The organism is Pseudomonas phoenicis (assembly GCF_047302395.1).
In the GTDB taxonomy this organism is placed as follows: domain Bacteria; phylum Pseudomonadota; class Gammaproteobacteria; order Pseudomonadales; family Pseudomonadaceae; genus Aquipseudomonas.
In genome coordinates, this window is record NZ_CP154852.1 from 1050675 (window position 1) to 1076041 (window position 25367).

Annotated in this window: 18 protein-coding genes; 5 read left to right on the top strand and 13 right to left on the bottom strand. The window is 63.3% G+C overall.

What is annotated here, in order from left to right:
* Positions 1–94 precede the first annotated feature (94 nt).
* Together AA0Z93_RS04860 and putP are read right to left on the bottom strand one after the other, a co-directional pair.
* On the bottom strand, positions 95–931 hold the full coding sequence (locus tag AA0Z93_RS04860; RefSeq protein ID WP_413046147.1) for a 23S rRNA (adenine(2030)-N(6))-methyltransferase RlmJ: 837 nt from the start codon (positions 929–931) through the stop codon (positions 95–97).
* 152 nt (positions 932–1083) lie between these two features.
* The gene (gene putP / locus AA0Z93_RS04865; RefSeq protein WP_413046146.1) at positions 1084–2562 is read right to left on the bottom strand and encodes a sodium/proline symporter PutP; all 1479 of its coding nucleotides are present in this window, start codon (positions 2560–2562) and stop codon (positions 1084–1086) included.
* A gap of 357 nt (positions 2563–2919) precedes the next feature.
* On the opposite strand from putP, the gene putA reads away from it, so the two are divergent.
* Positions 2920–6870: a trifunctional transcriptional regulator/proline dehydrogenase/L-glutamate gamma-semialdehyde dehydrogenase gene (gene putA, locus AA0Z93_RS04870; RefSeq protein WP_413046145.1), complete on the top strand. Its 3951-nt coding sequence runs from the start codon at positions 2920–2922 to the stop codon at positions 6868–6870.
* 248 nt (positions 6871–7118) lie between these two features.
* Here putA and AA0Z93_RS04875 read toward each other — a convergent pair whose 3' ends face one another.
* Positions 7119–8048, bottom strand: coding sequence for an IS110 family transposase (locus tag AA0Z93_RS04875; RefSeq protein ID WP_413045967.1), 930 nt, complete (start codon positions 8046–8048; stop codon positions 7119–7121).
* 399 nt (positions 8049–8447) lie between these two features.
* On the bottom strand, positions 8448–8999 hold the full coding sequence (locus AA0Z93_RS04880; protein WP_413046144.1) for a hypothetical protein: 552 nt from the start codon (positions 8997–8999) through the stop codon (positions 8448–8450).
* A 332-nt stretch (positions 9000–9331) separates the two neighbouring features.
* Between AA0Z93_RS04880 and mdtD the strand changes: the two genes are divergently transcribed.
* The 4 genes from mdtD (at position 9332) to yccS (ending at position 16076) form a co-directional block, all read left to right on the top strand.
* The gene (gene mdtD / locus AA0Z93_RS04885; protein ID WP_413046143.1) at positions 9332–10759 is read left to right on the top strand and encodes a multidrug transporter subunit MdtD; all 1428 of its coding nucleotides are present in this window, start codon (positions 9332–9334) and stop codon (positions 10757–10759) included.
* 63 nt (positions 10760–10822) lie between these two features.
* Positions 10823–12208 (top strand): ATP-dependent RNA helicase DbpA, encoded by a 1386-nt coding sequence (dbpA, locus tag AA0Z93_RS04890; RefSeq protein WP_413046142.1) that lies wholly within the window; start codon positions 10823–10825, stop codon positions 12206–12208.
* A gap of 21 nt (positions 12209–12229) precedes the next feature.
* Entirely contained in the window at positions 12230–13411 is a 1182-nt protein-coding gene (locus tag AA0Z93_RS04895; RefSeq protein WP_413046141.1) for an NAD(P)/FAD-dependent oxidoreductase, read from the top strand.
* Positions 13412–13877: 466 nt separating this feature from the next.
* The gene (gene yccS / locus AA0Z93_RS04900) at positions 13878–16076 is read left to right on the top strand and encodes a YccS family putative transporter (protein ID WP_413046140.1); all 2199 of its coding nucleotides are present in this window, start codon (positions 13878–13880) and stop codon (positions 16074–16076) included.
* Here the strand turns inward: yccS and AA0Z93_RS04905 are convergent.
* The 9 genes from AA0Z93_RS04905 to epd form a co-directional block, all read right to left on the bottom strand.
* A complete protein-coding gene (locus AA0Z93_RS04905; RefSeq protein ID WP_413046139.1) occupies positions 16067–16363 on the bottom strand; it encodes a winged helix-turn-helix domain-containing protein in 297 nt (98 codons plus the stop codon). The genes yccS and AA0Z93_RS04905 overlap by 10 nt on opposite strands.
* A 13-nt stretch (positions 16364–16376) precedes the next feature.
* On the bottom strand, positions 16377–16877 hold the full coding sequence (locus AA0Z93_RS04910; protein WP_413046138.1) for a M48 family metallopeptidase: 501 nt from the start codon (positions 16875–16877) through the stop codon (positions 16377–16379).
* Between the two features lie 39 nt (positions 16878–16916).
* Positions 16917–19037, bottom strand: coding sequence for an EAL domain-containing protein (locus AA0Z93_RS04915; RefSeq protein ID WP_413046137.1), 2121 nt, complete (start codon positions 19035–19037; stop codon positions 16917–16919).
* A 587-nt stretch (positions 19038–19624) separates the two neighbouring features.
* Entirely contained in the window at positions 19625–21037 is a 1413-nt protein-coding gene (locus AA0Z93_RS04920; protein WP_413046136.1) for a hypothetical protein, read from the bottom strand.
* A gap of 207 nt (positions 21038–21244) precedes the next feature.
* Positions 21245–22309 carry a class II fructose-bisphosphate aldolase gene (fba, locus tag AA0Z93_RS04925; protein WP_296266146.1) on the bottom strand — a complete coding sequence of 355 codons (1065 nt, stop codon included), beginning with the start codon at positions 22307–22309 and terminating at the stop codon, positions 21245–21247.
* Between the two features lie 108 nt (positions 22310–22417).
* The gene (locus AA0Z93_RS04930; protein WP_413046135.1) at positions 22418–22741 is read right to left on the bottom strand and encodes an MliC family protein; all 324 of its coding nucleotides are present in this window, start codon (positions 22739–22741) and stop codon (positions 22418–22420) included.
* A 41-nt stretch (positions 22742–22782) separates the two neighbouring features.
* Positions 22783–23034: a hypothetical protein gene (locus tag AA0Z93_RS04935; RefSeq protein ID WP_413048347.1), complete on the bottom strand. Its 252-nt coding sequence runs from the start codon at positions 23032–23034 to the stop codon at positions 22783–22785.
* Complete coding sequence (locus AA0Z93_RS04940; protein ID WP_413046134.1) at positions 23034–24197, bottom strand: phosphoglycerate kinase; 1164 nt, start codon at positions 24195–24197, stop codon at positions 23034–23036. The genes AA0Z93_RS04935 and AA0Z93_RS04940 overlap by 1 nt, the downstream gene beginning before the upstream one ends.
* On the bottom strand, positions 24197–25270 hold the full coding sequence (gene epd / locus AA0Z93_RS04945) for an erythrose-4-phosphate dehydrogenase (protein ID WP_413046133.1): 1074 nt from the start codon (positions 25268–25270) through the stop codon (positions 24197–24199). The genes AA0Z93_RS04940 and epd overlap by 1 nt, the downstream gene beginning before the upstream one ends.
* Positions 25271–25367: the final 97 nt, after the last annotated feature.

The following is a 25367-nucleotide window of genomic DNA, read 5'->3' on the forward strand; positions in this document are numbered from 1 at the left end:
CGGGATTATAACGCAAACAATGAGGGCTGGCCCTAGCGGCGGTATCCATGTAGCACCTTGTCATGAACCTGCAGAGGCGCCGCACAAGCCAGCGTCATTCGGCGATCAGCCAGTCCATGCGCCAACTGCCGGCGGTCTGTTCGAGCTCTTGCGCCAGCCACGGCAACAGGCCGCGCAACTCGTCCTCAAGGCCCCAGGGCGGGTTGGCGATGGCCAGGCCCGAGCCGTTCAAGCCCTGCGGGCTGTCCTGGTGGTGTACATACAGTTCGACGCGCAACAGCTTGGGCGCACCGGTGCTGGTGAGGTCCTGGTAGAAACGGGTGAGCGCACGCTGGTCCTTGATCGGGTACCAGATGGCCGCCACGGTCTGGCGCATGCGCCCGATGGCTTCCTTCATTGCCTGGGTGCAGCGCCTGAGTTCGTCGGCCTGCTCGAACGGCGGATCGATGAGCATGATGGCGCGTTTTTCCTGCACCGGCAGCAAGGCCCGCGGCACGTGCCAACCTTCGCCCAGGTGCACGACCACGCGCGGGTCTTTCTTCATGTTGTCCTTGAGCAACGGTCCGTCTTCGGGGTGTTTCTCGTTGAGCAAGGCACGGTCCTGCTGGCGCATCAGCCGACGGGCCAACTCGGGAGAGCCTGGGTAGTAGCGTAGCTCACCCTCGGGATTGAGGCGCTTGATCACGCGCAGGTAATCGGCCGCCACCTCGGGCAGGTCGTCGCGGCCCCACAGCCGCGCGACGCCTTCGAGGTATTCGCCGGTGCGGCTGGCCTGGTCGCCGTGCAGGTCATACAGGCCTAGGCCGGCATGGGTATCGAGGTAGGCGAACGGCTGCTCCTTGCGCGACATCAAGGCGATGAGGCGGGTGAGCACGATGTGTTTGAAAACGTCGGCGTGGTTGCCGGCGTGGAAGGCGTGACGATAGTTCATGGCGACTCCTGCGAAGGCGGCAAGTCTACCGCTTCGCGCAGGTGGCGTCAGGCCTGGCGAGCACGCGGTGGATGAGTTGGCGACGGCCAATCACCCGGTAGAACGACCGCGCGCAAACGATGCCCGGCGCGCGGCCGGGCATCCACAACGCATCATTTGCCGCCGTGATACGCCGCATCGGCCGCTTCGAAGCGCGACAGCATGTCGTTCGAAGGACGACCCATCTTGCTCACCAGAACGATAGCGACGCTGGCCAGCAGGAAGCCCGGGATGATTTCGTACAGACCCCACGGATCGATCTGCTTCCAGACGATGACCGTGACCGCACCGATCACGATGCCGGCCAGGGCGCCGTTGCGGGTCATGCCCTTCCACAGTACCGAAATCAGCACCACCGGACCGAAGGCGGCGCCGAAGCCTGCCCAGGCATAGGCCACCAGGCCCAGCACGCGGTTTTCCGGGTTCGCGGCCATGGCGATGGCGATCAGCGCCACGGCCAGCACCATCGCGCGACCGACCCAGACCAGCTCACGCTGCGAGGCACCCTTGCGCAGGAAGGCTTTGTAGAAATCTTCGGTCAGCGCACTGGAGCACACCAGCAACTGGCAGCTCAGGGTGCTCATCACCGCGGCCAGGATCGCCGACAACAACACGCCCGCGATCCAGGGATTGAAGAGGATCTTCGCCAGTTCGATGAAGACCCGCTCCGGGTTTTCCGTGACCGGACCTGCCACTTCGGGGTGGGCCGAGAAGTAGGCGATGCCGAAGAAGCCCACGGCGCAGGTACCGGCCAGGCACAGGATCATCCAGGTCATGGAGATGCGCCGGGCCTTGGCGATGGATTTCACCGAGTCGGCGGCCATGAAGCGCGCCAGGATGTGTGGCTGGCCGAAGTAGCCCAGGCCCCAACCCATCAGCGAAATGATGCCGACGAACGTGGCGCCCTTGAGCAGATCGAAGTTGGCCGGGTTCTGCGCTTCGATGGCCAGGAAGGTGGTGTCGATGCCGCCCGTGGAAAGCAGCACGATGATCGGTGTGAGGATCAGCGCGAAGATCATCAGCGAGGCCTGCACGGTGTCGGTCCAGCTGACCGCCAGGAAGCCGCCCAGGAAGGTGTAGGCGATGGTCGCCGCCGCACCGGCCCACAGCGCCGTTTCATACGGCATGCCGAAGGTGCTTTCGAACAGCCGCGCACCGGCGACGATGCCCGAAGCGCAGTAGATGGTGAAGAACACCAGGATCACCACCGCCGAAATGATCCGCAGCAAGCCGCTGCGGTCTTCGAAGCGACTGGAGAAGTAATCGGGCAGGGTCAAGGCGTCGCCGTTGTACTCGGTCTGCACACGCAGACGACCGGCGACGAACAGCCAGTTCAGATAGGCGCCGACGGTCAGGCCGATGGCGATCCAGATTTCCGACAGGCCCGACATGTAGATCGCGCCCGGCAAGCCCATCAGCAGCCAGCCGCTCATGTCCGAGGCGCCAGCCGACAGTGCGGTGACGACGCTGCCCAGACTGCGACCGCCAAGGATGTAATCGGAAAGGTTGTTGGTGGCGCGATAGGCCGCCAGGCCTATGAGTACCATCGCCGCGATGTAGATCACGAACGTGATAGTGAGTGGATTGCTCATGTAGTGTCCTGGTGTTTGTTGTTATGGAAACAGCGAACCGTGATGGCACGGTTGCACCCAGGCCGCGAATCCTAGGTGACAACTCGAAGCGGGCGCAACCGTTTTTCACTTGACAGTTGCACCTTCAGATTTTTCTGAAAATGCCTCGCGCATTTGGCCCCTTATCCGTGCACGTTTTCAGAACATGCGCCGCAAACCGACATCTTTCCGCCGTTTTTAGGCATGTCGTCGTTCAGTCAGACGAACAGCACCCTTTTCCCTTGAAAATTCAGGTTGCACCCGGTTGCACCTCGCTCGGCCTTGGCGCTAATCTTGCCGCCTGCACAAGCCACGCCGTGGCAATAATGAGGACAAGAAATGGCGACCACCACCCTCGGGGTCAAACTCGACGACCCTACCCGTGAGCGACTCAAAAGCGCTGCGCAGTCCATCGACCGCACACCGCACTGGCTGATCAAACAGGCCATCTTCAATTACCTGGAGAAGCTAGAGGGTGGCGCCACCCTGCAGGACCTCAACGGCCATGTCGCGGCACTGGCCGAAGACATCGGCGAATTGCCTGCCGAGCACAACCATCAATGCTTCCTGGAGTTCGCCGAAAGCATCCTGCCGCAATCGGTGCTGCGCTCGGCCATCACTGCCGCTTACCGCCGCCCCGAACAGGAAATGGTGCCCATGTTGCTGGAACAGGCGCGCCTGACCAGCACCCAGGCCGAAGCCACCAACAAGATGGCCGCCGGCATCGCCGAGAAGCTGCGCAACCAGAAGAGTGCCAGCGGCCGTGCCGGTGTGGTGCAGGGCCTGCTGCAGGAATTCTCGCTGTCGTCCCAGGAAGGTGTGGCGCTGATGTGCCTGGCCGAAGCCCTGCTGCGCATCCCCGACAAAGGCACCCGCGATGCCCTGATCCGCGACAAGATCAGCACCGGCAACTGGCAGCCGCACCTGGGCAATAGCCCCTCGCTGTTCGTCAACGCCGCCACCTGGGGCCTGTTGCTGACCGGCAAGCTGGTTTCGACCCACAACGAATCGGGCCTGACCTCCTCGCTGACCCGCATCATCGGCAAGAGCGGCGAGCCGATGATCCGCAAGGGCGTCGACATGGCCATGCGCCTGATGGGCGAGCAGTTCGTCACTGGCGAAACCATCGGCGAGGCCCTGGCCAACGCCACGCGTTTCGAGTCCAAGGGCTTCCGCTACTCCTACGACATGCTCGGCGAAGCCGCACTGACCGAGCACGACGCGCAGAAGTACCTGGCGTCTTATGAACAGGCCATCCATTCCATTGGCAAAGCCTCCAATGGCCGCGGCATCTATGAAGGCCCGGGCATCTCCATCAAGCTCTCGGCCCTGCACCCGCGCTACAGCCGTGCGCAATACGAGCGGGTCATGGAAGAGCTGTACCCGCGCCTGCTGGCGCTGACCGCGCTGGCCAAGCAATACGATATCGGCCTGAACATCGATGCCGAGGAGGCCGACCGCCTGGAGCTGTCACTCGACCTGCTCGAGCGCCTGTGCTTCGAACCGCAATTGGCAGGCTGGAACGGCATCGGCTTCGTCATCCAGGCTTATCAGAAGCGCTGCCCGTACGTGATCGACTACGTCATCGACCTGGCCAAGCGCAGCCGCCACCGTCTGATGATCCGCCTGGTCAAGGGCGCCTACTGGGACAGCGAGGTCAAGCGCGCCCAGGTCGAAGGCCTGGAGGGCTACCCGGTCTACACCCGCAAGGTCTACACCGACGTCTCCTTCGTCGCCTGCGCCCGTAAGCTGCTGGCGGTGCCGGAAGCGATCTACCCGCAGTTCGCCACCCACAACGCCCACACCCTGTCGGCCATCTACCAGATCGCCGGCCAGAACTATTACCCCGGTCAGTACGAATTCCAGTGCCTGCACGGCATGGGCGAACCGCTGTACGAGCAAGTGGTGGGCAAGATCGCCGACGGCAAGCTCAACCGCCCCTGCCGCGTCTACGCGCCGGTCGGCACCCATGAAACGCTGCTGGCCTACCTGGTTCGTCGCTTGCTGGAAAACGGCGCCAATACCTCGTTCGTCAACCGCATCGCCGACCACTCGATCTCGATCCAGGAACTGGTCGCCGATCCGGTCGCCAGCATCGAGCGCATGGCCACCCAGGAAGGCAGCATCGGCCTGCCGCACCCGCGCATCCCGCAGCCGCGCGACCTGTACGGCAGCGAGCGGGCCAACTCGGCCGGCATCGACCTGGCCAACGAACACCGTCTGGCTTCGCTGTCCTGCGCGCTGCTGTCGACCGCGCACCACGACTGGCAAGCCGCGCCCATGCTGGGTTGCGAGGCCAGCCAGGAAGCACCGGCTGATGTGCTCAACCCGTCCGACCATCGCGACGTGGTCGGCAAGGTCCAGGAAGCCACGGTGGCCGACGTGGACAACGCCATCCAGTGCGCGATCAACGCCGCGCCGATCTGGCAGGCCACGCCACCGGCAGAGCGCGCCGCGATCCTGGAACGCGCCGCCGACGCCATGGAAGCCGACATCCAGCCGCTGATGGGCCTGCTCGCCCGCGAAGCCGGCAAGACCTTCGCCAACGCCATCGCCGAAGTGCGCGAAGCCGTGGACTTCCTGCGCTACTACGCGCTGCAGGCACGTACCGACCTGAGCAATGCCGACACCCGCCCGCTGGGCCCGGTGGTCTGCATCAGCCCCTGGAACTTCCCGCTGGCGATCTTCTCCGGCCAGGTCGCCGCGGCCCTGGCCGCCGGCAACCCGGTGCTGGCCAAGCCCGCCGAACAGACCCCGCTGGTCGCCGCACAGGCCGTGCGCCTGCTGCTCGAAGCCGGTATTCCTGCGGGCGTGCTGCAATTGCTGCCAGGCCGCGGCGAAACCGTCGGCGCTCGCCTGGTGGGCGATGAGCGGGTCAAGGGCGTGATGTTCACCGGATCCACCGAAGTCGCCCGCCTGCTGCAACGCAACATCGCCGGGCGCCTGGACGCCCAGGGCCGGCCCATTCCGCTGATCGCCGAAACCGGCGGGCAGAACGCGATGATCGTAGACTCCTCCGCGCTCACCGAGCAGGTGGTGGTCGATGTGGTCTCTTCGGCCTTCGACAGCGCCGGCCAGCGCTGCTCGGCCCTGCGCGTGCTGTGCTTGCAGGAGGACTGCGCGGACCGTGTGATCGACATGCTCAAAGGGGCCATGGCGCAAAGCCGTCTGGGCAACCCGGAGCGCCTGTCGGTGGACATCGGCCCGGTGATCGACGCCGAAGCCAAGGCCGGCATCGAGAAGCACATCCAAGGCATGCGCGAGAAAGGCCGCACGGTGTACCAGGTGGCCATCGCCGATGCCGCCGAGTGCAAGCGCGGCACCTTCGTGATGCCGACGCTGATCGAGCTGGACAGCCTCGACGAACTGCAACGGGAAATCTTCGGTCCGGTGCTGCACGTGGTGCGCTACAACCGGCGCAACCTCGAGGCGCTGATCGAGCAGATCAACGCTTCCGGCTACGGCCTGACCCTGGGCGTGCACACCCGCATCGACGAGACCATCGCCAAGGTGGTGGACAACGTCCACGCTGGTAACCTGTACGTCAACCGCAACATCGTCGGCGCCGTGGTCGGCGTGCAGCCTTTCGGCGGCGAAGGCCTGTCGGGCACCGGGCCCAAGGCCGGTGGCCCGCTGTACCTGTATCGCCTGCTCTCCACGCGCCCGGCCGATGCCGTCGCCCGCCACTTCGAGCGTACCGACGCCACCGGCCAGGCCGACGACGCCCTGCGCCAGCAACTGCTCAAGCCGCTGCACGCCCTGAAGGCGTGGGCCAGCAGCAACCAGCCTGAACTGGTCGAGGTCTGCGAGCAGTTCGCCCAGCAGTCGCAAAGCGGTGTGACCCGCCTGCTGCCCGGCCCGACCGGCGAGCGCAACAGCTACACCATCCTGCCGCGCGAGCACGTGCTGTGCCTGGCCGACAACGAACAGGACCTGCTCAGCCAATTGGCGGCGGTGCTGGCGGTGGGCAGTTCGGCCGTATGGCTCGACGGCGAGCCGGGCAAGGCCCTGCGCGCCCGCCTGCCGAAGGACGTGCAAGGCAAGGTCAAGCTGGTGGCCGACTGGCACAAGGACGAAGTCGCCTTCGACGCCGTCCTGCACCACGGCGACAGCGACCAACTGCGCGCCGTCTGCGAACAGGTGGCCAAGCGCGGCGGTGCCATCGTCGGCGTGCACGGGTTATCGTCGGGTGAGACGCAGATCGCACTGGAGCGCTTGGTGATCGAGCGCGCGGTGAGCGTCAATACCGCGGCGGCGGGAGGGAATGCGAGTTTGATGACGATTGGTTGACGCTGATGGGTGAATGAAAAGGAGCGCTTCGGCGCAAGACCAGTTGGTTAAGCCGAAATAGCGTTCATCGGGGCTGCTTTGTAGCCCATCGCGGCTGATCGAAGCGCCGAACCGGCCGCTCCCACAGGAAATAGCGCGTATTTCAAGAGAGCACTCCAACCTGTAGGAGCCAACTGTCTTTCACCTGCCACCGATCAGCGGTCATGTTCCAGGCGTTTTCATCTTGAAAACGCCCTGAACAGGCGCCGTCACACAGGCTGATCTCGCCACGGCGTACCATCCCTGACCATTGCGTTGAGCCTCACCAACAAGACTCTCATGCACGCCACCAACGCTACCTTCTTTGCTTTGCCACGGTTACACAGTCGTTCATAGCGCGCTTTGAAGTCCGGGTTATGGCGCACCATCACCAGTACGCTCATGTACGCTGCCCGTCGTAATTTCGCCCTGCCGCCGTAAATGCTGCGCTTACCACTCTTGGTGCCACTGTCGTTGTTGTAAGGCGCAACTCCGACCAAGGCACCTACCTGTTTGCGGTTCAGATCGCCTAATTCGGGCAAGTAACAGAACAGGCTGGCAATCGTGACGGGACCTATCCCTTTGATCACTTTCAATTGCTCCAGCAGTTGAGCATTTATCTTTTGCGTCTGCTGAGCGATCTGTTTATTGCAGGACTTGATCAGCATCTGCAGCTGCACCTCAAGCGTCTTGTAGGTCTGCTGCACGAACGCCGAGTCGGCCTGTTTGATCCGGCGTCGATTGTCGTCGCGTTGCTGGACCAGGCTTTCGCGCTGATTGACCAGCTGGGTCAACTCCTCGCGGTCTGCGTCGGGCTGGCAGCAGGGCTCTTCGTCAAGGTTGGCAGCGAACCGTGCCAGGATACGAGCATCGATTTTGTCAGTCTTGGCGCGCTTGTTCATTGAAAGCGCATACGAGCGGGCACGTACAGGATTGACGCGCTGAACTTTGAAGCCAGCACCCGCCAGCAACCTCACCGCCAACTTCTCATAACCGCCTGTGGCTTCCACAAGCACGCGATGGACGTCGTGCGCTTTGAAGTAATCCATGGCACTCGCCAGCCCTTCAGGCGTGTTGGCTACAGAGAGATCATCGGCTTGGGGATGCAGGGCAATCTGCAACGTCGCTTTAGAAACATCGATTCCGGCATAGGCAGACATGAATAAATTCTCTAGGCTCAGAAGTGAGAGATCACTCTGGCTTAGCTCCCGCTTGTTGTTCGAGGTCGGACTCAGTCAACTGTTCGAGCTTAAGGCCAGAGTGAGAAGAGTGGGCGACAGCTTGGCTCCTACACGTGCTCCAGGGCACCCCGGCGGTACAGCTGCCGCTCACTCCTCTCACCTTCGAATTTAGCTGCTTTGAAGACACAAGCGGCTTCAGCCGCGATGGGCTGCAAAGCAGCCCCGATTGCGTAAATGACTGGCACGGGCGCTTCGGCGCTCTTTCCATTCAGCAGTTCAGCTGACGGAGCTGCACGCTGCGGCGCCCATGCCGGGCGTTTTGAGTGAATGCTCCCCGGCCGCATGCGCTTGCACTCGCTCATCCCTCTGCAGATCTGGTCAAGCGATGACCCATGGTGCTATGTGGGGCAGGAGAGAAACCACGATCCATAACCCATTCCAGACGGTCAGCCGGCTGTTGCTCAGGCCCTGATCATCGCCACAAGCGCGGTTGATAGCCCGCTGCATGCCCACCACTAACCAGTACATTGGAATCAGCGATAGGGCAGCGCCTACGATCAAGACAGGTACCACCGTGCTCATGAGCACGATCCAGACTTGGGCTGCCAATATCGCTACCAACCCACAGGTCGTCCAGATCGGCGAGATCGTCGCGGGACGGCCGCTGAGGCGCAGTTGTTGATCCACCCGCGCCAGCAAGCAATAAAGCATCAAACCGCCCAGCAAAGTGCGCGCAATAGGCCAAATACGCTCCCCAGTGCTGTCTCGACAATTTCGCCAGTTACGGTAGTACCAGTAGCTCCAGTAGACGGGGCCGGCAAGGATCGTCATCAAGACCAGTTTTACAGGCGAGACGACGAAAAACATTGGCGACGCGAAGGGCTTGGTATCGGCGAGCGATGGCGAATGGACATCGGTAGTGAGGTGCATAGGATTTGTCTCAGGGAAATAGGACGCCCTATTGGATAGACTTCTCTCGGCATAGCGTCGTAGTACCGCTCCTAATTGAGGGTACGAAAGGTCTCGAAGCTACCGCCTACTCCACTCCATGACCGAGCGCAGGGCGGTGTGGACCAATGCCGCGACCTTTTCATCCAATCACACCCGTGCTCTAGAATTGGCCGAGGCGCAGATCGAGTCATTTGCGCTGCGCGCGGGTCAGAGCTTGCACAGCCTTTTCGTAGGCCTGAAGAAGCGTGCCCTGCCGCACGCGCGCACCTGTGCGAGCCCCGCCGCTCCCGGACCTGATAACCGAGGACCCCATGCCCGACCGTATCCAGCTCGACCCCACCACCGCCCGCTGGATTCCCTGGGTGATCGCCATCGCCTTCTTCATGCAGTCGCTCGACGGCACCATCCTCAACACCGCGCTGCCGTCCATGGCCCGCTCGCTGAACGAAGACCCGCTGCGCATGCAGGGCGTGATCATCGCCTACATGCTCACCGTAGCCCTGCTGATTCCGGCCTCGGGCTGGATCGCCGACCGCTTCGGCACCAAGCGCATCTTCTTCAGCGCCATCCTGCTGTTCAGTATCGGCTCCCTGCTGTGCGCCATCGCCAACACCTTGCCGATGCTGGTCGGCGCACGGGTGGTGCAGGGCTTGGGTGGTGCGCTGATGCTGCCGGTGGGGCGGCTGGTGGTGCTGCGCGCCTACCCGCGCTCGGAGCTGGTGCGGATCATGGGCTTCATCACCATCCCCGCCCTGCTCGGCCCACTGCTGGGGCCGACGGTAGGCGGCTGGCTGGTGGAAATCCTCAGCTGGCACTGGATTTTCCTGCTCAACCTGCCGGTCGGCGCGTTGGGTTGCTGGGCGGTGTGGAAACTGATTCCCGACTTGCGCGGCAGCGAACGCACCACCTTCGACGGGCCTGGATTCCTGTTGTTCGGCGCAGCGATGGTCCTCATCACCGTCGCCATGGAGGGCCTGGGCGAGCTGCACTTGCCGCACTTGCGCGTAATGTTGCTGCTGTTCGCCGGCATGGCTTGCCTGGCCGCGTACTGGCTGCGCGCCGGGCGTGACCCGGAGCCGCTGTTCTCGCCCAGCCTGTTCCGCGTGCGCACTTTCGCCATCGGCATCCTCGGCAACCTGTTCGCGCGGCTAGGCAGCGGCGCCTTACCGTTCCTGGTGCCTTTGCTGCTGCAGGTGGCGCTGGGCTATTCGCCTGTCGAGGCCGGGATGAGCATGATCCCATTGGCAGCGGCGGCGATGCTGGCCAAATGGATAGCACGGCCGTTGATCGAGCGCCTGGGCTACCGCGTGGTGCTGAGCGGCAACACCTTCCTGCTCGGGCTGGGCCTGGCCAGCCTGGCCCTGGTCGATGCCGATACGCCCTACCCCGTTCTACTGGCGCACCTGGCGGTACTGGGCGCGATCAACTCGCTGCAATTCACGGCCATGAACACGGTGACGCTGATCGACCTGGACGACGCCAGCGCCAGCAGCGGCAACAGCCTGCTGTCGGTGGTAGCGCAATTGTCGCTGAGCCTGGGCGTGGCCTGCGCCGGCGCGTTGCTCGGCGGTTTCACTGCGACCGGCAGCGGCGACGCCGTGGAAACCACTTTGGAGGCCTTCCAGCTGACCTTCGTGACCATTGGCGTGATGGCCATGCTGGCCGCTGCGATCTTCCTTCAGTTGTCGCCTACGGACGGACGGCGTGCACGGCGTCCGGAACAGGACATCGAGGCTTAGGCGCCAAGCGACGGGGCTGGTAGACTGTGCGACTTTTTTCGCTTCGCACCGCAGGCCCGCCCCGTGACCACCGACTCCACCGCTTTCGCCACACTGCCGCTGTCCACCGCCATGTTGGCCAACCTGGAGGCGCTGGGCTACACCGCCATGACGCCGATCCAGGCGCAGAGCCTGCCGGTGATCCTGCGCGGGCTCGACCTGATCGCCCAGGCCAAGACCGGCAGCGGCAAGACCGCCGCCTTCGGCATCGGCCTGCTCAACCCGATCAACCCGCGCTTCTTCGGCTGCCAGGCCCTGGTGCTGTGCCCGACCCGCGAGCTGGCCGACCAGGTGGCCAAGGAACTGCGCCGTCTGGCCCGCGCCGAAGACAACATCAAGATCCTCACCCTGTGCGGCGGCGTCTCGCTCGGCCCGCAGATCGCCTCGCTGGAGCATGGCGCGCACATCATCGTCGGCACGCCTGGGCGCATCCAGCAGCATCTGGACAAAGGCACCCTGGTGCTCAGCGGGCTCAACACCCTGGTGCTCGACGAAGCCGACCGCATGCTCGACATGGGCTTCTTCGACGCCATCGCGGCGATCATCGGCAAGACCCCGTCACGCCGCCAGACCCTGCTGTTCTCGGCCACCTACCCGGCCGGTATCGAACAACTGGCCGCCAACTTCATGCGCCAACCGCAGCAGGTCAAGGTGCAGAGCCAGCACAGCGACAGCCAGATCGAGCAGCGCTTCGTCGAGATTGCCCCCGAACAGCGTTTGGAAGCGCTGACCCGTGTGCTCGGCCACTATCGTCCGCAGTCGTGCGTAGCCTTCTGCTTCACCAAACAGCAGTGCGAAGACGTGGTCGCCCACCTCACCAGCAAGGGCATCGTCGCCCAGGCGCTGCATGGCGACCTGGAGCAGCGCGACCGCGACCAGGTGCTGGCGATGTTCGCCAACCGCAGCATTTCGGTGCTGGTGGCCACCGACGTGGCCGCTCGCGGCCTGGACATCGACGGCCTGGACATGGTCGTCAATGTGGAGCTGGCGCGCGACGCCGAGATCCACGTGCACCGCGTCGGCCGTACCGGGCGCGCAGGCGAGAAAGGCCTGGCGATCAGCCTGGTGGCGCCGGCCGAGGGCCATCGCGCGCAAGCCGTCGAAGCGCTGCAAGGCCAGGCGCTGCGTTGGGAGCAGCTCGACAACCTCAAGCACAAGGGTGGCGAGCCGCTGCTGCCGGTGATGAGCACGTTGTGCATCGCGGCCGGGCGCAAGGACAAGCTGCGCCCAGGCGATATTCTCGGCGCGCTGACCGGCGATGCCGGTATTCCCGGCACCCAGGTCGGCAAGATCGCCATCTTCGACTTCCAAGCCTTCGTGGCGGTGGAGCGTGCCGTGGCCAAGCCGGCGATGCAGCGCCTCAACAGCGGCAAGATCAAGGGCCGTGCCCTGAAAGTGCGCATTCTGTAAGCGCGGCCAAAGGATTTAGACGTGACTACCCTTGATGTGATCGTCCTCGGCGCCGGCGCTGCCGGCCTCATGTGCGCCCAGCTCGCCGCCCATCGTGGGCGGCGGGTGCTGGTGCTGGACCATGCCAACAAGCCGGGCAAGAAGATCCTCATGTCCGGTGGTGGGCGCTGCAACTTCACCAACCTGTATACCGAGCCGGGCAACTTCCTCTCGCACAACGCGCATTTCTGCAAATCGGCCCTGGCCCGCTACACGCAGTGGGACTTCATCGAACTGGTGGGCAAGCACGGCGTGCCCTACCACGAGAAGAAGCTCGGCCAACTGTTCTGCGACCACAAGGCCAGCGACATCCTCGACCTGCTGCTGGCCGAGTGCGCCCAGGCCGGCGCCGAACTGCGCATGCACACGCAGATCGAACGGATCGAAAAGACCGAGGGCGGCTACCGTTTGCACACCAGCGCCGGCCCCTATGCCTGTCAGTCGCTGGTGATCGCCACCGGTGGGCTGTCGATTCCCACCCTGGGCGCCACCGGCTTCGGCTATCAGGTGGCCAAGCAGTTCGGCCACGCACTGCTGCCCACCCGCGCCGGGCTGGTGCCGTTCACCATCACCGAGCCCCAACTCAAAGCACTGTGCACGGAGTTGTCGGGGACATCGCTGGACTGCATGGCCAGCTGCAACGGCGTGTCGTTCCGCGAAAACCTGTTGTTCACCCACCGCGGCCTGAGCGGCCCGGCGATGCTCCAGGTGTCGTCGTTCTGGCAAGCGGGCGACACATTGCACATCGATCTGCTGCCCGACCGCGATGCGCTCGACTGGCTGCAGCAGGTGCAGCGCGAGCGCGGCAACAGCGAACTGAAAACGGTGCTCGGCGAAGTCTTCACCCGCAAGATGGCCACGCTCCTGGCCGAGCAATGGTTCGAATCGCGTCCGCTCAAGCAGTACACTCCGGCGGAACTGGCGCAGATCGCCGAGCGCCTGAGCGCCTGGCAACTGGTGCCGGCCGGCACCGAGGGCTACCGCACGGCCGAGGTCACCCTAGGCGGCGTGGACACCCGCGAGGTGTCGTCCAAGACCATGGAATCGCTGAAGAGCCCGGGCCTGTATTTCATCGGCGAGGTGCTGGACGTCAGCGGCCACCTGGGCGGCTTCAACTTCCAATGGGCCTGGGCCTCGGCCTACGCGGCGGCGCAGTTCGTCTAGGGTCTGTACGAAAAGTCTTGAGACGCCGGCCAGGCAAGGCCGATGGCGGCCCCGCGAAAACAGGTGGGGGCGCCTAGCCGAAAAAGCGGAGCGTACTGTAGTACGTGAGCATTTTGTCGGGGGCGCCCAGCCCGGGCTGGCGATCCAGTCTGTTTTCAACGCAGCATGGCCAAGTATCAAGGCTTTTCGTACAGAGCCTAGGCATCGCCCCCAGCGCCTGGGGGATGCTCGGTCAAGTGGGCTCGAACCTGGAGGGCAGCACGATTGCGTCGATGAGCTGTCCATGTGCGAGCAGCCATCGCCCGATGGCTTCGGTTCGCATGCGTGCAGGCCCTGCCCAGGTAGACCTACAACCCACAGGGTGCGCGCCGTGCAAGGGATTCACTTGAGGTAAAGTAACCTTCTTCGGCAGCCGGGAACGGTTCTTGCTGAATGACACGTTCCCGATCACCGGCCCAGGTCCATCATGCCTTCGAGTTCATTGCGCCAATCCTTGCGTCGCCTGTGGGGCCAAGACAAGTTCAGCTACAGCATACGGGTCACCATCGCCCTGACCGGGAGCATGGCCTGGTGCTGGTACCAGAACGAGATGAGCCTGCTGATCCCGCTGTTCCTGGGCATCATCGCCAGCGCCCTGGCCGAGACCGACGACGGCTGGCGCGGGCGCCTGACGGCTCTGCTGGTCACCCTGGTGTGCTTCGCCATCGCCGCGCTTTCGGTGGAGCTGCTGTTCCCCTACCCCTGGTTGTTCGCCGTGGCCCTGGCGCTGTCGGCCTTTTCATTGACCATGCTCGGCGCCTTGGGCGAGCGCTACGGCGCCATCGCCTCGGCGACCTTGATCCTGGCGGTGTACACCATGATCGCGGTCGACCAGCGCGGTGGCCAGCTCACCGACTTCTGGCACGAGCCGCTGCTGCTGGTGGCCGGCGCCACCTGGTACGGGCTGCTGTCGGTGCTGTGGCAGGCGCTGTTCTCCAACCAGCCGGTGCAGCAGAGCCTGGCCAAGCTGTTCTTCGAGTTGGGCAAGTACTTGAAGCTCAAGGCCAACCTGTTCGAGCCGGTGCGCCACCTCGACCTGGAGGCGCGGCGTCTGGAGTTGGCGCAGCAGAACGGCAAGGTGGTGGCGGCGCTCAACGTGGCCAAAGAAATCATCCTGCACCGGGTCGGCAATACCCAACCCAATTCCAAAGTCAGCCGCTACCTGAAGCTGTATTTCCTGGCCCAGGACATCCACGAGCGGGTCAGCGCCTCGCACTACCCTTACAACGCCCTGGCCGAAACCTTCTTCCACAGCGACGTGATGTTCCGCTGCCAACGTTTGCTGCGCCAGCAAGGCTCGGCCTGCCAGCGCCTGGCCCATTCGATCCGCCTGCGCCAACCCTTCGAATACGAAACCCACTTCGCCGAAACCCTGGAAGACCTGCACGCCTCGCTCGATTTCCTGCGCGCACAGAACAATCCGGCCTGGCGCGGTCTCTTGCGCTCGCTGCGCGCTTTGGCCGCCAACCTCGCCACTCTGGAGCGCCTGCTGGCTGCGGCGAGCAACCCCGAAGCGCTGGCCGATGCCACCGACAGCAGCCTGCTCGACCGCTCGCCACGCACGTTCAAGGACGTGTGGAAACGCCTGCGCACCCAGCTCACGCCGACCTCCCTGCTGTTCCGCCACGCCTTGCGCCTGCCCCTGGCACTGTCGATCGGCTACGGCATGGTGCACCTGATCCACCCCAGCCAGGGCTATTGGATCCTGCTGACCACGCTGTTCGTCTGCCAGCCCAACTATGGCGCCACGCGGCGCAAGCTGGTGCAACGGATCTTCGGCACGGCCATCGGCCTGACCGTGGGCTGGGCGCTGTTCGATCTGTTCCCCAACCCCATCGTGCAGTCGATGTTCGCCGTGGTGGCCGGCGTGGTGTTCTTCGTCAACCGCACCACCCGCTATACCCTGGCCACGGCCGCCATCACGCTGATGGTGCTGTTCTGCTTCAACCAGATCGGCGACGGCTACGGCCTGTTCCTGCCGCGCCTGTTCGACACCCTGGTAGGCAGCCTGATCGCCATTCTCGCGGTGTTCCTGTTCCTGCCCGACTGGCAGGGCCGGCGCCTGAACAAGGTGCTGGCCAACACCTTGAGCTGCGCCAGCGCCTACCTGCGCCAGATCATGCAGCAGTACGCCCATGGCAAAAGCGACGACCTGGCCTACCGCCTGGCCCGGCGCAACGCCCACAACGCCGACGCGGCGCTGTCGACCACCCTGGCCAACATGCTCATGGAGCCGGGGCATTTCCGTAAGGAGGCCGATGTCGGCTTCCGCTTCCTGGTGCTGTCGCACACCCTGCTCAGCTACCTCTCGGGCCTCGGTGCGCACCGCGAGACGGCCCTACCGGCCGAGGTGCACGAACAGTTGATCGACGGCGCAGGCCTGGCGCTGGCCAACAGCCTGGAGGAAATCGCCAGCGGCCTGGAAGCGCGCACGCCAGTGGCGATCCACAGCGATGCCGAGGACGCCCTGGCCAGCGCCCTGGAGCAGATGCCCGAAGAACTCGACGAACATCAGCGCTTAGTGCAGACCCAACTGGCGCTGATCTGCCGCCAGCTGGGACCGTTGCGCACCCTGGCCGGCCACCTGATCAAGCAGGTCGGCCCGGCCGAGGCCGCTCAGGGGTAGTCGAGCACCTTGCGCAGGGTGGGCAGGTGCGCGGCGATCCAGTCGCGGTCGATCGCACCCCAGTCGCGGATGCGGTACTGCCCGGCATGGTTGCGCTCGCCTGCGGCCTGTTCGAATTCGCAGACGATGTCCAGGTCCGCCAAGGCGGCGATGGTGTCCTGTGCCGTGCGCCGCGGCATGCCCGTGGCTTCGACCAGCGCCGGTACGCTGGCGGCGGTCTGGCTGTCGATCAACCAGGCCACGTACAGCCGTCGATAGAAACTGCTCTTGGTCTTGCTTACCGGCATGCGGCTCGATCCTTTACAGAGGCCCCGGCAGTTCCCGATAGGTCAGGTACACGCGCAGGTCGAATTCCAGTTGATGGTAGGCCGGCTCCATGTGCTCGCAGAGCTGGTAGAAGGCCTTGCTGTGGTCGCGCTCTTTCAGGTGCGCCAGCTCGTGGACCACGATCATGCGCAGAAATTGCGGCGCCGCCTCCTTGAACAGCGAGGCGATACGGATTTCCTTCTTGGCCTTGAGCTTGCCGCCCTGCACCCGCGACACCGCGGTGTTGAGCCCCAGGGCGCGGTGGGTGAGGTCCAGGCGGTTGTCGAACAGCACCTTGTCCGGTGCCGGCGCATTGCGCAGGTAGCGCTGCTTGAGGTCTTGCGCGTAGGCGTACAGCGCCTTGTCGCTGTTCACCGTATGGCGCTCGGCGTAGCGCTGCTCGAGATAGGCGCCCAGGCGGTCGCTGGCGATCAACTGACGCACTTGTTCTTGCAGGTGCGGCGGATAGGCTTGCAGATAGCGCAATACGGTCATGGCGGCGGTTCGGCGAAAGGAATGGGCGATTCTAGCCAATCATTGCCATGGGCAGGGTGCGAACTGCGCAAAACCGCTGGCGTCGCCCACCGTCAGAGGGTGCGCCACCAGAAAGCCTTGCACGTAGGCACAGCCGTTGTCGCGCAGCCAACGGGCCTGTTCCAGGGTCTCGACACCTTCGGCGATCACGGTGATGCCCAGCTGCCCGCACAGCTCAATGACGCCGCGCACCCAGATGCCATCGACCGCCGACTCGGGCAAGCGCGCCACTACCTGGCGGTCGAGCTTGAGGGTATCGATCGGCAGTTCGCGCAGCATGCGTAGCGAACAATCGCCCGCACCGAAATCGTCCAAGGCCACCCGTACGCCGCGCTCGCGCAAGCGCTGCACCTGCCTGGCGGCCTCTTCGATGTTGTACATCAGCGACTTCTCGGCCACTTCCACTTCCAACTGCGAGGCCGACAAGCCATGGTCGACCACCACCCTTTGCAGCTCGTCGGCCAGCCCCGGCATGAAGAACTGCGTGCGGCTCAGGCTGATGCCCAGCACCAGCGAGGGGTCGAAACGACCCTGCCACTCGCGGCGCTGCGCCGCGCCCTTGCGGTAGATCCAGCTCGACAGGCGGTTGATCAGCCGTACCTCTTCGAGCAGGGGGATGAACAGCCCCGGCGGCACATCGCCGACGCTTGGGTGCTGCCAGCGCAACAGCGCTTCGAAACCGCGCAGGCGACCGTCGGCGAAAGCCACCTGAGGCTGATACACCAAGGTGAAGTCCTGCTGGTCGATGGCGGTGCGCACGCTGTCTTCGAGCAGCATGCGCGAGCGCGCACGGCCGTTGAGTTCGCTGTCGTAGAAGCGGTACTGCAGGCGGCCGGCGCGCTTGGCGGCATACATCGCCTGATCGGCGGCCTGGACCAACCCCTCGACCTGGGCCGCGCAGTCGGGGTAGGTGGCGATGCCGATACTGATGCCCAGCTTGACCTCCACGCCCTCGATCTGTTGAAAGCTCGACACCCGCTCGATCAACAACTCGGCGAAACGTGCCGCCTTTTCCGGGTAAGGCAGGCCGTCGAGCAGCGCGGTGAACTCGTCGCCGCCCATGCGTGCCAGCAATGCGGAGCTGCCCAGGCAGTCGCGCAATTGCTGCGCCACCCAGTGCAACACCTTGTCACCGCCTTCATGGCCCACTGCGTCGTTGATGCTTTTGAAACCGTCCAGGTCCATGTACAGCAGTGCCTGCGTGGTGTCCGGGCGCTCCAGGTGCAGCAAGGCGGTCTCGACGCATTGGTAGAAACCGCGGCGGTTGAGCAGCCCGGTCAGCGGATCGGTCACCGCCTGGTGCTCCAACTGCCGGTGCAGGTGCCGCACCAGCGACATGTCCAGCACGGTCACCACCATGGCGTCCTGCTCGACCGGCAATGGCGCACAGGACAGCGCCACCGGCAACGACTGACCGGAGGCGGTACGCAGGTAAGCTTCCGGAACGCGCAATATCTGCCGGTTGGCGTAGGCGCCGTACAGGTCGCAATCGTACCAGGCGCAGTTGCAGGGCAGTTGCAGCAGATCGAGCAGGTGCGTGCCTTGCAGCCTGTCCACGGGCTGCTCCAACAAGGCGGCGATGGCCGGATTGGCGAAACTGATGGCGCCGCTGTGTTCCACCACCAGAATGCCCTCGGCGGCGTGGCGCAAAATCGAAGCATTGAAGGCCCTGGCTTCCTCCAGCTCCCGGCTCAGTTGCTGCAGCAGGCGACGGCCGCACTGCTGCTCGAGCAAGGCCTTGACCTTGGGCTTGAGCACCTGCGGGTCGAAAGGTTTGAACAGGTAGTCGAGCGCCCCGCTCTGGTAGCCCTTGAGCACAGCGGCATCGGACTGTTCGTTGGCCGTGAGGAAGATGATCGGGGTCTGCCGTGTGCGCTGGCTGCCGCGCATCAGGCGCGCCACCTCGAAGCCATCCATGTCGGGCATCTGCACATCCAGAATGACCAGGTCGACCTCTTCGGCGAGCAAGGTTTCCAAGGCCTGCAAGCCGGAATCGGCCGTCAGGACGTGCCAGTTCTCGCGCGCCAGCAAGGCCTGCATGCTGACGAGGTTTTCCGGGTAGTCGTCCACGACCAACAGGACGGGCTTGCCGTCAGACAACTGTGCTTGAGCGACATCCATGCTGCTTCTCTTGTTATGCCCCATTACAAGAGGCCGGGCTCTGGATTACTACTCTAGCCAGTGGCCGGCAGGACGCAATGCGCCCGATAGTATTAAGCTGCCACCCAGAGAAGGAAGCGATCAACGGTCTGAAGTAGGTTTCAAAGGTAGTTCGTCAGATTATTTTTGAAAAAAGGCCGGGCAAAGCAAAACCTGGCAAAGACGCGCAACGTCCCTGAGTCAATGGGCGTTGCGATGGGGACGCCTGGCCTGGGGCACTGGCTCGACGCACCCAACGTTTCCCACATGTCCAACCTTTTTCCGCAACGTTCTGACATGGCGCTCAGTGAGAGAAAACAATGAGCTTCAGCATCGTCGGTGACGCCACACCCACTCTCTACTCCAATGCACAGCAGACTATTGGCATCGTACGAAAAGTGCCTGCGCGACGATCATGCTGCGTTGAAAATAGGCCGGAAGGCCGGCCCCGTCGGAATGCTCATTTGCAACCAGCAAACTCCGCTTCCTCGGCTAGGCGCCCCCGCCGGTTTTTGCGGGGCCGCCATCGGCCTTGCCTGATCGCCGCTCGGCGACTTTTCTTACAAAGCCTAGAGCTGAAACTCAGCGATCAGGAAGGGCCCTTTTCCACTCTCAACGCGAAAGAGCAGGGCGGTATTGCGAGAAATCAGATGTACATACGCCGAGTCCCAAATGATCAGGCTGCGGTACGTGGCGCTGCTCGAGACCAGTACGATGGAAGTATAATCTGACGTATTATCATTGAAAGTTAATAACGGTGCCCAATTACCGTCGGACATATGGTAGATATTGTAGCTCCCAGCCCCCACATATGGCCCGTGGCTGTTGGGACTTTCCCGCGTGACAAAAGCATTCCGCTTTTTGGAGCGAACCACATTGGCATGAATGACATTATCGGCTAGACGCTGACGCAGTGCCCAATCGATGGCGATAATGTAATGACTTGAGATCGGTCCACCGTCGTCGGTCGTAGCGAACCATCTCATGACGTCTTCCGACAGATCCTTAGGCACAAACATAGGCAGCGAATAATAGGCCGCCTGCACGGATCGAAGCGCTCCAAATGCCTTGTCTTCCTTACCCACCTCTTTAATGAAATCGCCTAATTTATCCTTACCGGGCGTATCGCTTCCTACCCAGCGCTGATTTACGCCTGGCCAGAAAGTACCCTGCAGACCACCGTCGTGATTATAAGCAACCACCGTATTCATGTTCAACTCCCACAACTGTACGATGGCCGCGTCTTTGCAGGAGTAAGGAACAAGCTGGGCGCCCAGCTTTCTTTTGATAAGCGCCGCCAGCTCCTGATGGGCAGCGTCGGTAAAATTCTTGAATTGGTGAAAGTCGAGGATCACGATTTCCTTGTAGGCACTGAAGCTTCTACGAAAATCCAATAGCTTATCCAGCACATCGCTTTCGATATAACGCCCATTGACCGTGGAATGGAAAATTCCAAATCTGCTGGCACCCTGATTGTTAGAAAAGAACTGGACCCTGAGGTCCAACACTCTCACACCCCACGCAAGTTGTTCTTTGATGTCCCTGTCTTGACAGGTCTCATTCGACGGCGCCCTGGGCGCACGTTTGTCATAGCCCGAATTGTGCGAGCATAATAGGATACTTTCGCCGACCGGCAAATTCTTACAAGCCCCGTACTGCTCCATCCATTTATAACGTGTGTTGTTGGACGGCGAGCAAATGCCGCCTGAGGCGCTTCCGCCTGGACACCAGGAGAATATTTCTTGATCATCGCCCTGCGTGTTTGCTAAGGGTGGAAGAATTGTTTCAAACCTGATATCCAAAAGCGCGCTGTTCGGTGTTTCCGCGTCCAAGTCCGTTGCTTGATTATTGGAATCCGCCGATTTATCGTTTTGATGTCCCTTGATAATAAAATCCGGTAATCTGATTGAGCCGTCAGTATCTAATGTCCGCCCTGTCGCGAATACTGACATTTTTATCAGGTCCATGAAGGCCAGCATCATGTATACGGTGGGCTCAAACCGCATAGAAATTATTAACTTCTGTACCGGCACCTAGGATGTTTCAGCTTCACCGCCAGGTCACTGCCTGGAGCGTTGTGGAAGGCCGATACTCATTTTCTGGGACCGGCCTCCCAAATTGCACTTGCTCAGAGGAACACTAGCTTGGGCAGCCTTGTGTGTTCGTATGCGCCACGCAAGAGATAAGGATCAGTTGACCTTCGCGGCCAGCTCACCTTTGGCGTAACGCTGGAACATGCCTTCCAAGGTGATCGGCTTGATCTTCGAGGCCTGGCCGGCAGTGCCGAAGGCTTCGTAACGGGCGATGCACACGTCGCGCATGGCCTTGACGGTTTCGGCGAAGAATTTGCGTGGGTCGAACTCGCTCGGGTGCTCGGCCATGTGGCGGCGGATGGCACCGGTGGAGGCCAGACGCAGGTCGGTGTCGATGTTGACCTTGCGCACGCCGTACTTGATGCCTTCGACGATTTCTTCGACCGGCACGCCGTAGGTCTCTTTGATGTCGCCGCCGTACTGGTTGATGATCTTCAGCCACTCTTGCGGCACCGAGGACGAACCGTGCATCACCAGGTGGGTGTTGGGGATGCGCTTGTGGATTTCCTTGATGCGGTCGATGGCCAGAATGTCGCCGGTCGGCGGCTTGGTGAACTTGTAGGCGCCGTGGCTGGTGCCGATGGCGATGGCCAGGGCGTCGACCTGGGTCTTGCTGACGAAGTCGGCGGCCTCTTCCGGGTCGGTCAGCATCTGGCTGTGGTCCAGGGTACCTTCGGCGCCGATGCCGTCTTCTTCACCGGCCTGGCCGGTTTCCAGGCTGCCCAGGCAGCCCAGTTCGCCTTCCACCGACACGCCGCAGGCGTGGGCGAAGGCGACGGTCTGCTGGGTGACGCGCACGTTGTAGTCGTAGTCCGATGGGGTCTTGCCGTCTTCCTTGAGCGAGCCGTCCATCATCACCGAGCTGAAGCCCAGTTGGATCGAACGCTGGCACACGTCGGGGCTGGTGCCGTGGTCCTGGTGCATGCACACCGGGATGTGCGGGAATTCTTCGATGGCGGCCAGGATCAGGTGGCGCAGGAAGGGTGCACCGGCGTATTTGCGGGCGCCGGCCGAGGCCTGGACGATGACCGGAGAATCGGTCTTGTCGGCCGCTTCCATGATCGCGCGCATCTGCTCGAGGTTGTTGACGTTGAACGCTGGGACGCCGTAACCGAATTCGGCGGCGTGGTCCAACATCTGGCGCATGCTGATTAGTGCCATTTTGTATTTCTCTCCAAACGTCGTTGTGTCGTGCAAGCCTGCCGCTAGAGCCTAGGGCGGTTGCTGTTCATGTTGTATGGGCCGCGCGCAATGAGCCAGCCCGGCCATTCACGGTGCCTTGCAGCCCCGCCCTATCAGATCGTCGGTCGCCACCCAGTACACCAGGCCTTCTTCGCCCTGGGTATGGAAAGCCAGCACACCGTCGCTGTACAACGCGCCAGAGCCGCTCGGCTCGGCCAGCAGGTGGTAGCCGCGGCTGCCCAGACGCACGTCGACGGCCTCGCGCGAGGCGTCGGTATAGCGCCAGAGCACTTCGGTCTGGCTGTCGCACACCCAGCGCGTCCAATCGTCCGCCACCGCAGGCGGCGGCGACTCGAGCATCGAGCAACCGCCCAGTGCCGACAAGGCCAACACGGCCATCAGCGCCTTCATCGTTTTCTCCCGGCCCATTCGCCTTGTGCCGCCTGGGTGCCTCATGGGCATCCCGGCGCCTGGCGTTGGTGCTCGTCGTCGTATTTTTCCAGCCCTTCCTGCCCCAGACGCTTGCTGATCACCGGAACCGTCTCGGCCTGCCATTGCGACTGATAGCAGCCGCCTTGGGGCGTCGGTGCCGAGTCGGCCTCGGGTGCCGGGCTGCCGGCGCAGGCACCGAGCAGAACGGCCATGAGCATCACAGGCAATTGCTTGACCATCAGGTCGCTCCCTTTGCCAGGCGCCGGCGCTATCAGGCCTCGGCCCGCGCTTCCAGAATGGCCACCGCCGGCAACACCTTGCCCTCGACGAACTCGAGGAAGGCGCCGCCACCGGTGGAAATGTAGGAGATATCGCCGCTGACGTCGTACTTGTCGATCGCCGCCAAGGTGTCGCCGCCGCCGGCGATGGAGAAGGCGTCGCTGGCGGCGATGGCCTTGGCCAACACCTGGGTGCCGTTGCCGAACTGGTCGAATTCGAACACACCGACCGGGCCGTTCCACAGGATGGTCTTGGACGACTTGAGCAACTCGGCGAACTGGGCAGCGGTTTTCGGGCCGATGTCCAGGATCATGTCGTCGGCGCTGACGTCGGCGATGGCCTTGACCGTGGCTTCGGCGCTTTCGGCGAATTCCTTGGCCACCACCACATCGACCGGCAGCGGCACGTTCACTTTGGCTGCGATGGCCTTGGCGGTGTCGATCAGGTCGGGCTCGTACAGCGACTTGCCCACCGGATGACCGGCGGCGGCGAGGAAGGTATTGGCGATGCCGCCACCGACGATCAGCAGCTCGCACACGCCGCTCAGGCTATTGAGCACGTCGAGCTTGGTCGACACCTTGGAACCGGCGACGATGGCGGCCATCGGCTGGGCCGGCGCCTTGAGGGCCTTGCCCAACGCCTCCAGCTCGGCGGCCAGCAACGGGCCTGCTGCCGCGACCCTGGCGAACTTGGCGACGCCATGGGTCGAGCCTTCGGCGCGGTGGGCGGTGCCGAAGGCGTCCATGACGAATACGTCGCACAGCGCGGCATAGCGCTGCGCCAGCTCGTCGGCGTTCTTCTTCTCGCCCTTGTTGAAGCGCACGTTCTCGAACAGGACCAGCTCGCCGGGCGCGACCTCGACACCGTCGAGGTAGTCTTTGACCAGCGGCACGTCGCGGCCCAGCGCCTTGCTCAGGTAGTCGGCCACCGGCTGCAGGCTGTTCTCGGCCGAGAACTCGCCCTCGCTCGGGCGCCCCAGGTGCGAGCAGACCATCAGCGCCGCGCCTTTTTCCAGCGCCAGCTTGATGGTCGGCAGCGCGGCCTGGATGCGCGCGTCGCTGGCCACCACGCCATCCTTCACCGGGACGTTGAGGTCTTCGCGGATCAGTACGCGCTTACCTTGCAGGTCGAGGTCGGTCATCTTCAACACGGTCATCAATGCGGTCCTTCAGGGCTGTGGGGTGCAGATGGGTGGACGACGCGCAGATAGTGCTCTGCAACGTCGAGCATACGGTTGGCGAACCCCCATTCGTTGTCGAACCAAGCCAGCAGGTTCACCAGGCGGGTGCCTGAGACGCGGGTCTGGCTGGCATCGACGATGGCCGAATGCGGGTCATGGTTGAAATCGCAACTGGCGTGCGGCAACTCGGTGTAGGCCAGCAATCCCTGCAACGGGCCGCTCAGTGCGGCCTCGCGCAACACCTGGTTGACCTCGGCGGCACTGGTGTCGCGTGCGGTATGCAGGGTGATGTCCAGGCACGACACGTTGACCGTGGGCACGCGTACCGCTTTGGCCTGGATTCGCCCGGCAAGTTCCGGAAGCAGGCGTTCGATGCCACGGGCCAGACCCGTGGACACCGGAATGACCGACTGGAAGGCCGAACGGGTACGGCGCAGGTCTTCGTGGTGGTAGGCGTCGATCACCGGCTGGTCGTTCATCGCCGAGTGGATGTTGGTGATCTGCACGTACTCGATGCCGAACGCCCGGTCGAGCACGCGCAGCAGCGGCACGCCGCAGTTGGTGGTGCACGAAGCGTTGGACACCAACCGTTCGGCGCCGGTCAGGCACTGCTGGTTGATGCCGTAGACCACCGTGGCGTCGACGTCGGCCTCGCTGGCCATGGGCTGGGAGAACAGCACCCGTGGCGCGCCGGCGTCGAGAAAGCGCTGGGCATCGGCGCGCGAGGTGTAGACGCCCGAACATTCCAGCACCAGGTCGATGTCCAATGCGGCCCAATCGACGCCTTCGGGGGTGGCGCTGCGCAGGACTTTCACGCAGTCGCCATTGATGTGCAGACAATCGCCCTCGACCCTGACCTCACCGGGAAATCGCCCGTGGGTGGAATCGAAGCGCGTGAGGTATTCGATGCTGGCCTGATCGGCCAGATCATTGAGCGCCACGATCTCGAAGCCCGCCCGCGCACCGCGCTCGACCAGGGCACGCAGGACGCAGCGGCCGATACGGCCGTAACCGTTGAGTGCAACTTTGTAGGGACGCGTGTGGGGCATTCGGGGCTCGTGGGGCAGAGAGTGGGTGGAGCGGTATCGGAAGCGTGGAACGTGGTTGGGGTCGTCTGGCATGGCCTGGAGACTGTCGCCAATGCCG

Coding starts and splice junctions, on each gene's coding strand:
- putP (WP_413046146.1), bottom strand. CDS start 2,562: ATGAGCAATCCACTCACTATCACGTTCGTGATCTACATCGCGGCGATG.
- AA0Z93_RS04910 (WP_413046138.1), bottom strand. CDS start 16,877: ATGACCGTATTGCGCTATCTGCAAGCCTATCCGCCGCACCTGCAAGAA.
- fba (WP_296266146.1), bottom strand. CDS start 22,309: ATGGCACTAATCAGCATGCGCCAGATGTTGGACCACGCCGCCGAATTC.
- putA (WP_413046145.1), top strand. CDS start 2,920: ATGGCGACCACCACCCTCGGGGTCAAACTCGACGACCCTACCCGTGAG.
- epd (WP_413046133.1), bottom strand. CDS start 25,270: ATGCCCCACACGCGTCCCTACAAAGTTGCACTCAACGGTTACGGCCGT.
- AA0Z93_RS04940 (WP_413046134.1), bottom strand. CDS start 24,197: ATGACCGTGTTGAAGATGACCGACCTCGACCTGCAAGGTAAGCGCGTA.
- AA0Z93_RS04860 (WP_413046147.1), bottom strand. CDS start 931: ATGAACTATCGTCACGCCTTCCACGCCGGCAACCACGCCGACGTTTTC.
- AA0Z93_RS04920 (WP_413046136.1), bottom strand. CDS start 21,037: ATGATGCTGGCCTTCATGGACCTGATAAAAATGTCAGTATTCGCGACA.
- AA0Z93_RS04905 (WP_413046139.1), bottom strand. CDS start 16,363: ATGCCGGTAAGCAAGACCAAGAGCAGTTTCTATCGACGGCTGTACGTG.
- AA0Z93_RS04930 (WP_413046135.1), bottom strand. CDS start 22,741: ATGAAGGCGCTGATGGCCGTGTTGGCCTTGTCGGCACTGGGCGGTTGC.
- AA0Z93_RS04915 (WP_413046137.1), bottom strand. CDS start 19,037: ATGGATGTCGCTCAAGCACAGTTGTCTGACGGCAAGCCCGTCCTGTTG.
- AA0Z93_RS04875 (WP_413045967.1), bottom strand. CDS start 8,048: ATGTCTGCCTATGCCGGAATCGATGTTTCTAAAGCGACGTTGCAGATT.
- AA0Z93_RS04880 (WP_413046144.1), bottom strand. CDS start 8,999: ATGCACCTCACTACCGATGTCCATTCGCCATCGCTCGCCGATACCAAG.
- yccS (WP_413046140.1), top strand. CDS start 13,878: ATGCCTTCGAGTTCATTGCGCCAATCCTTGCGTCGCCTGTGGGGCCAA.
- mdtD (WP_413046143.1), top strand. CDS start 9,332: ATGCCCGACCGTATCCAGCTCGACCCCACCACCGCCCGCTGGATTCCC.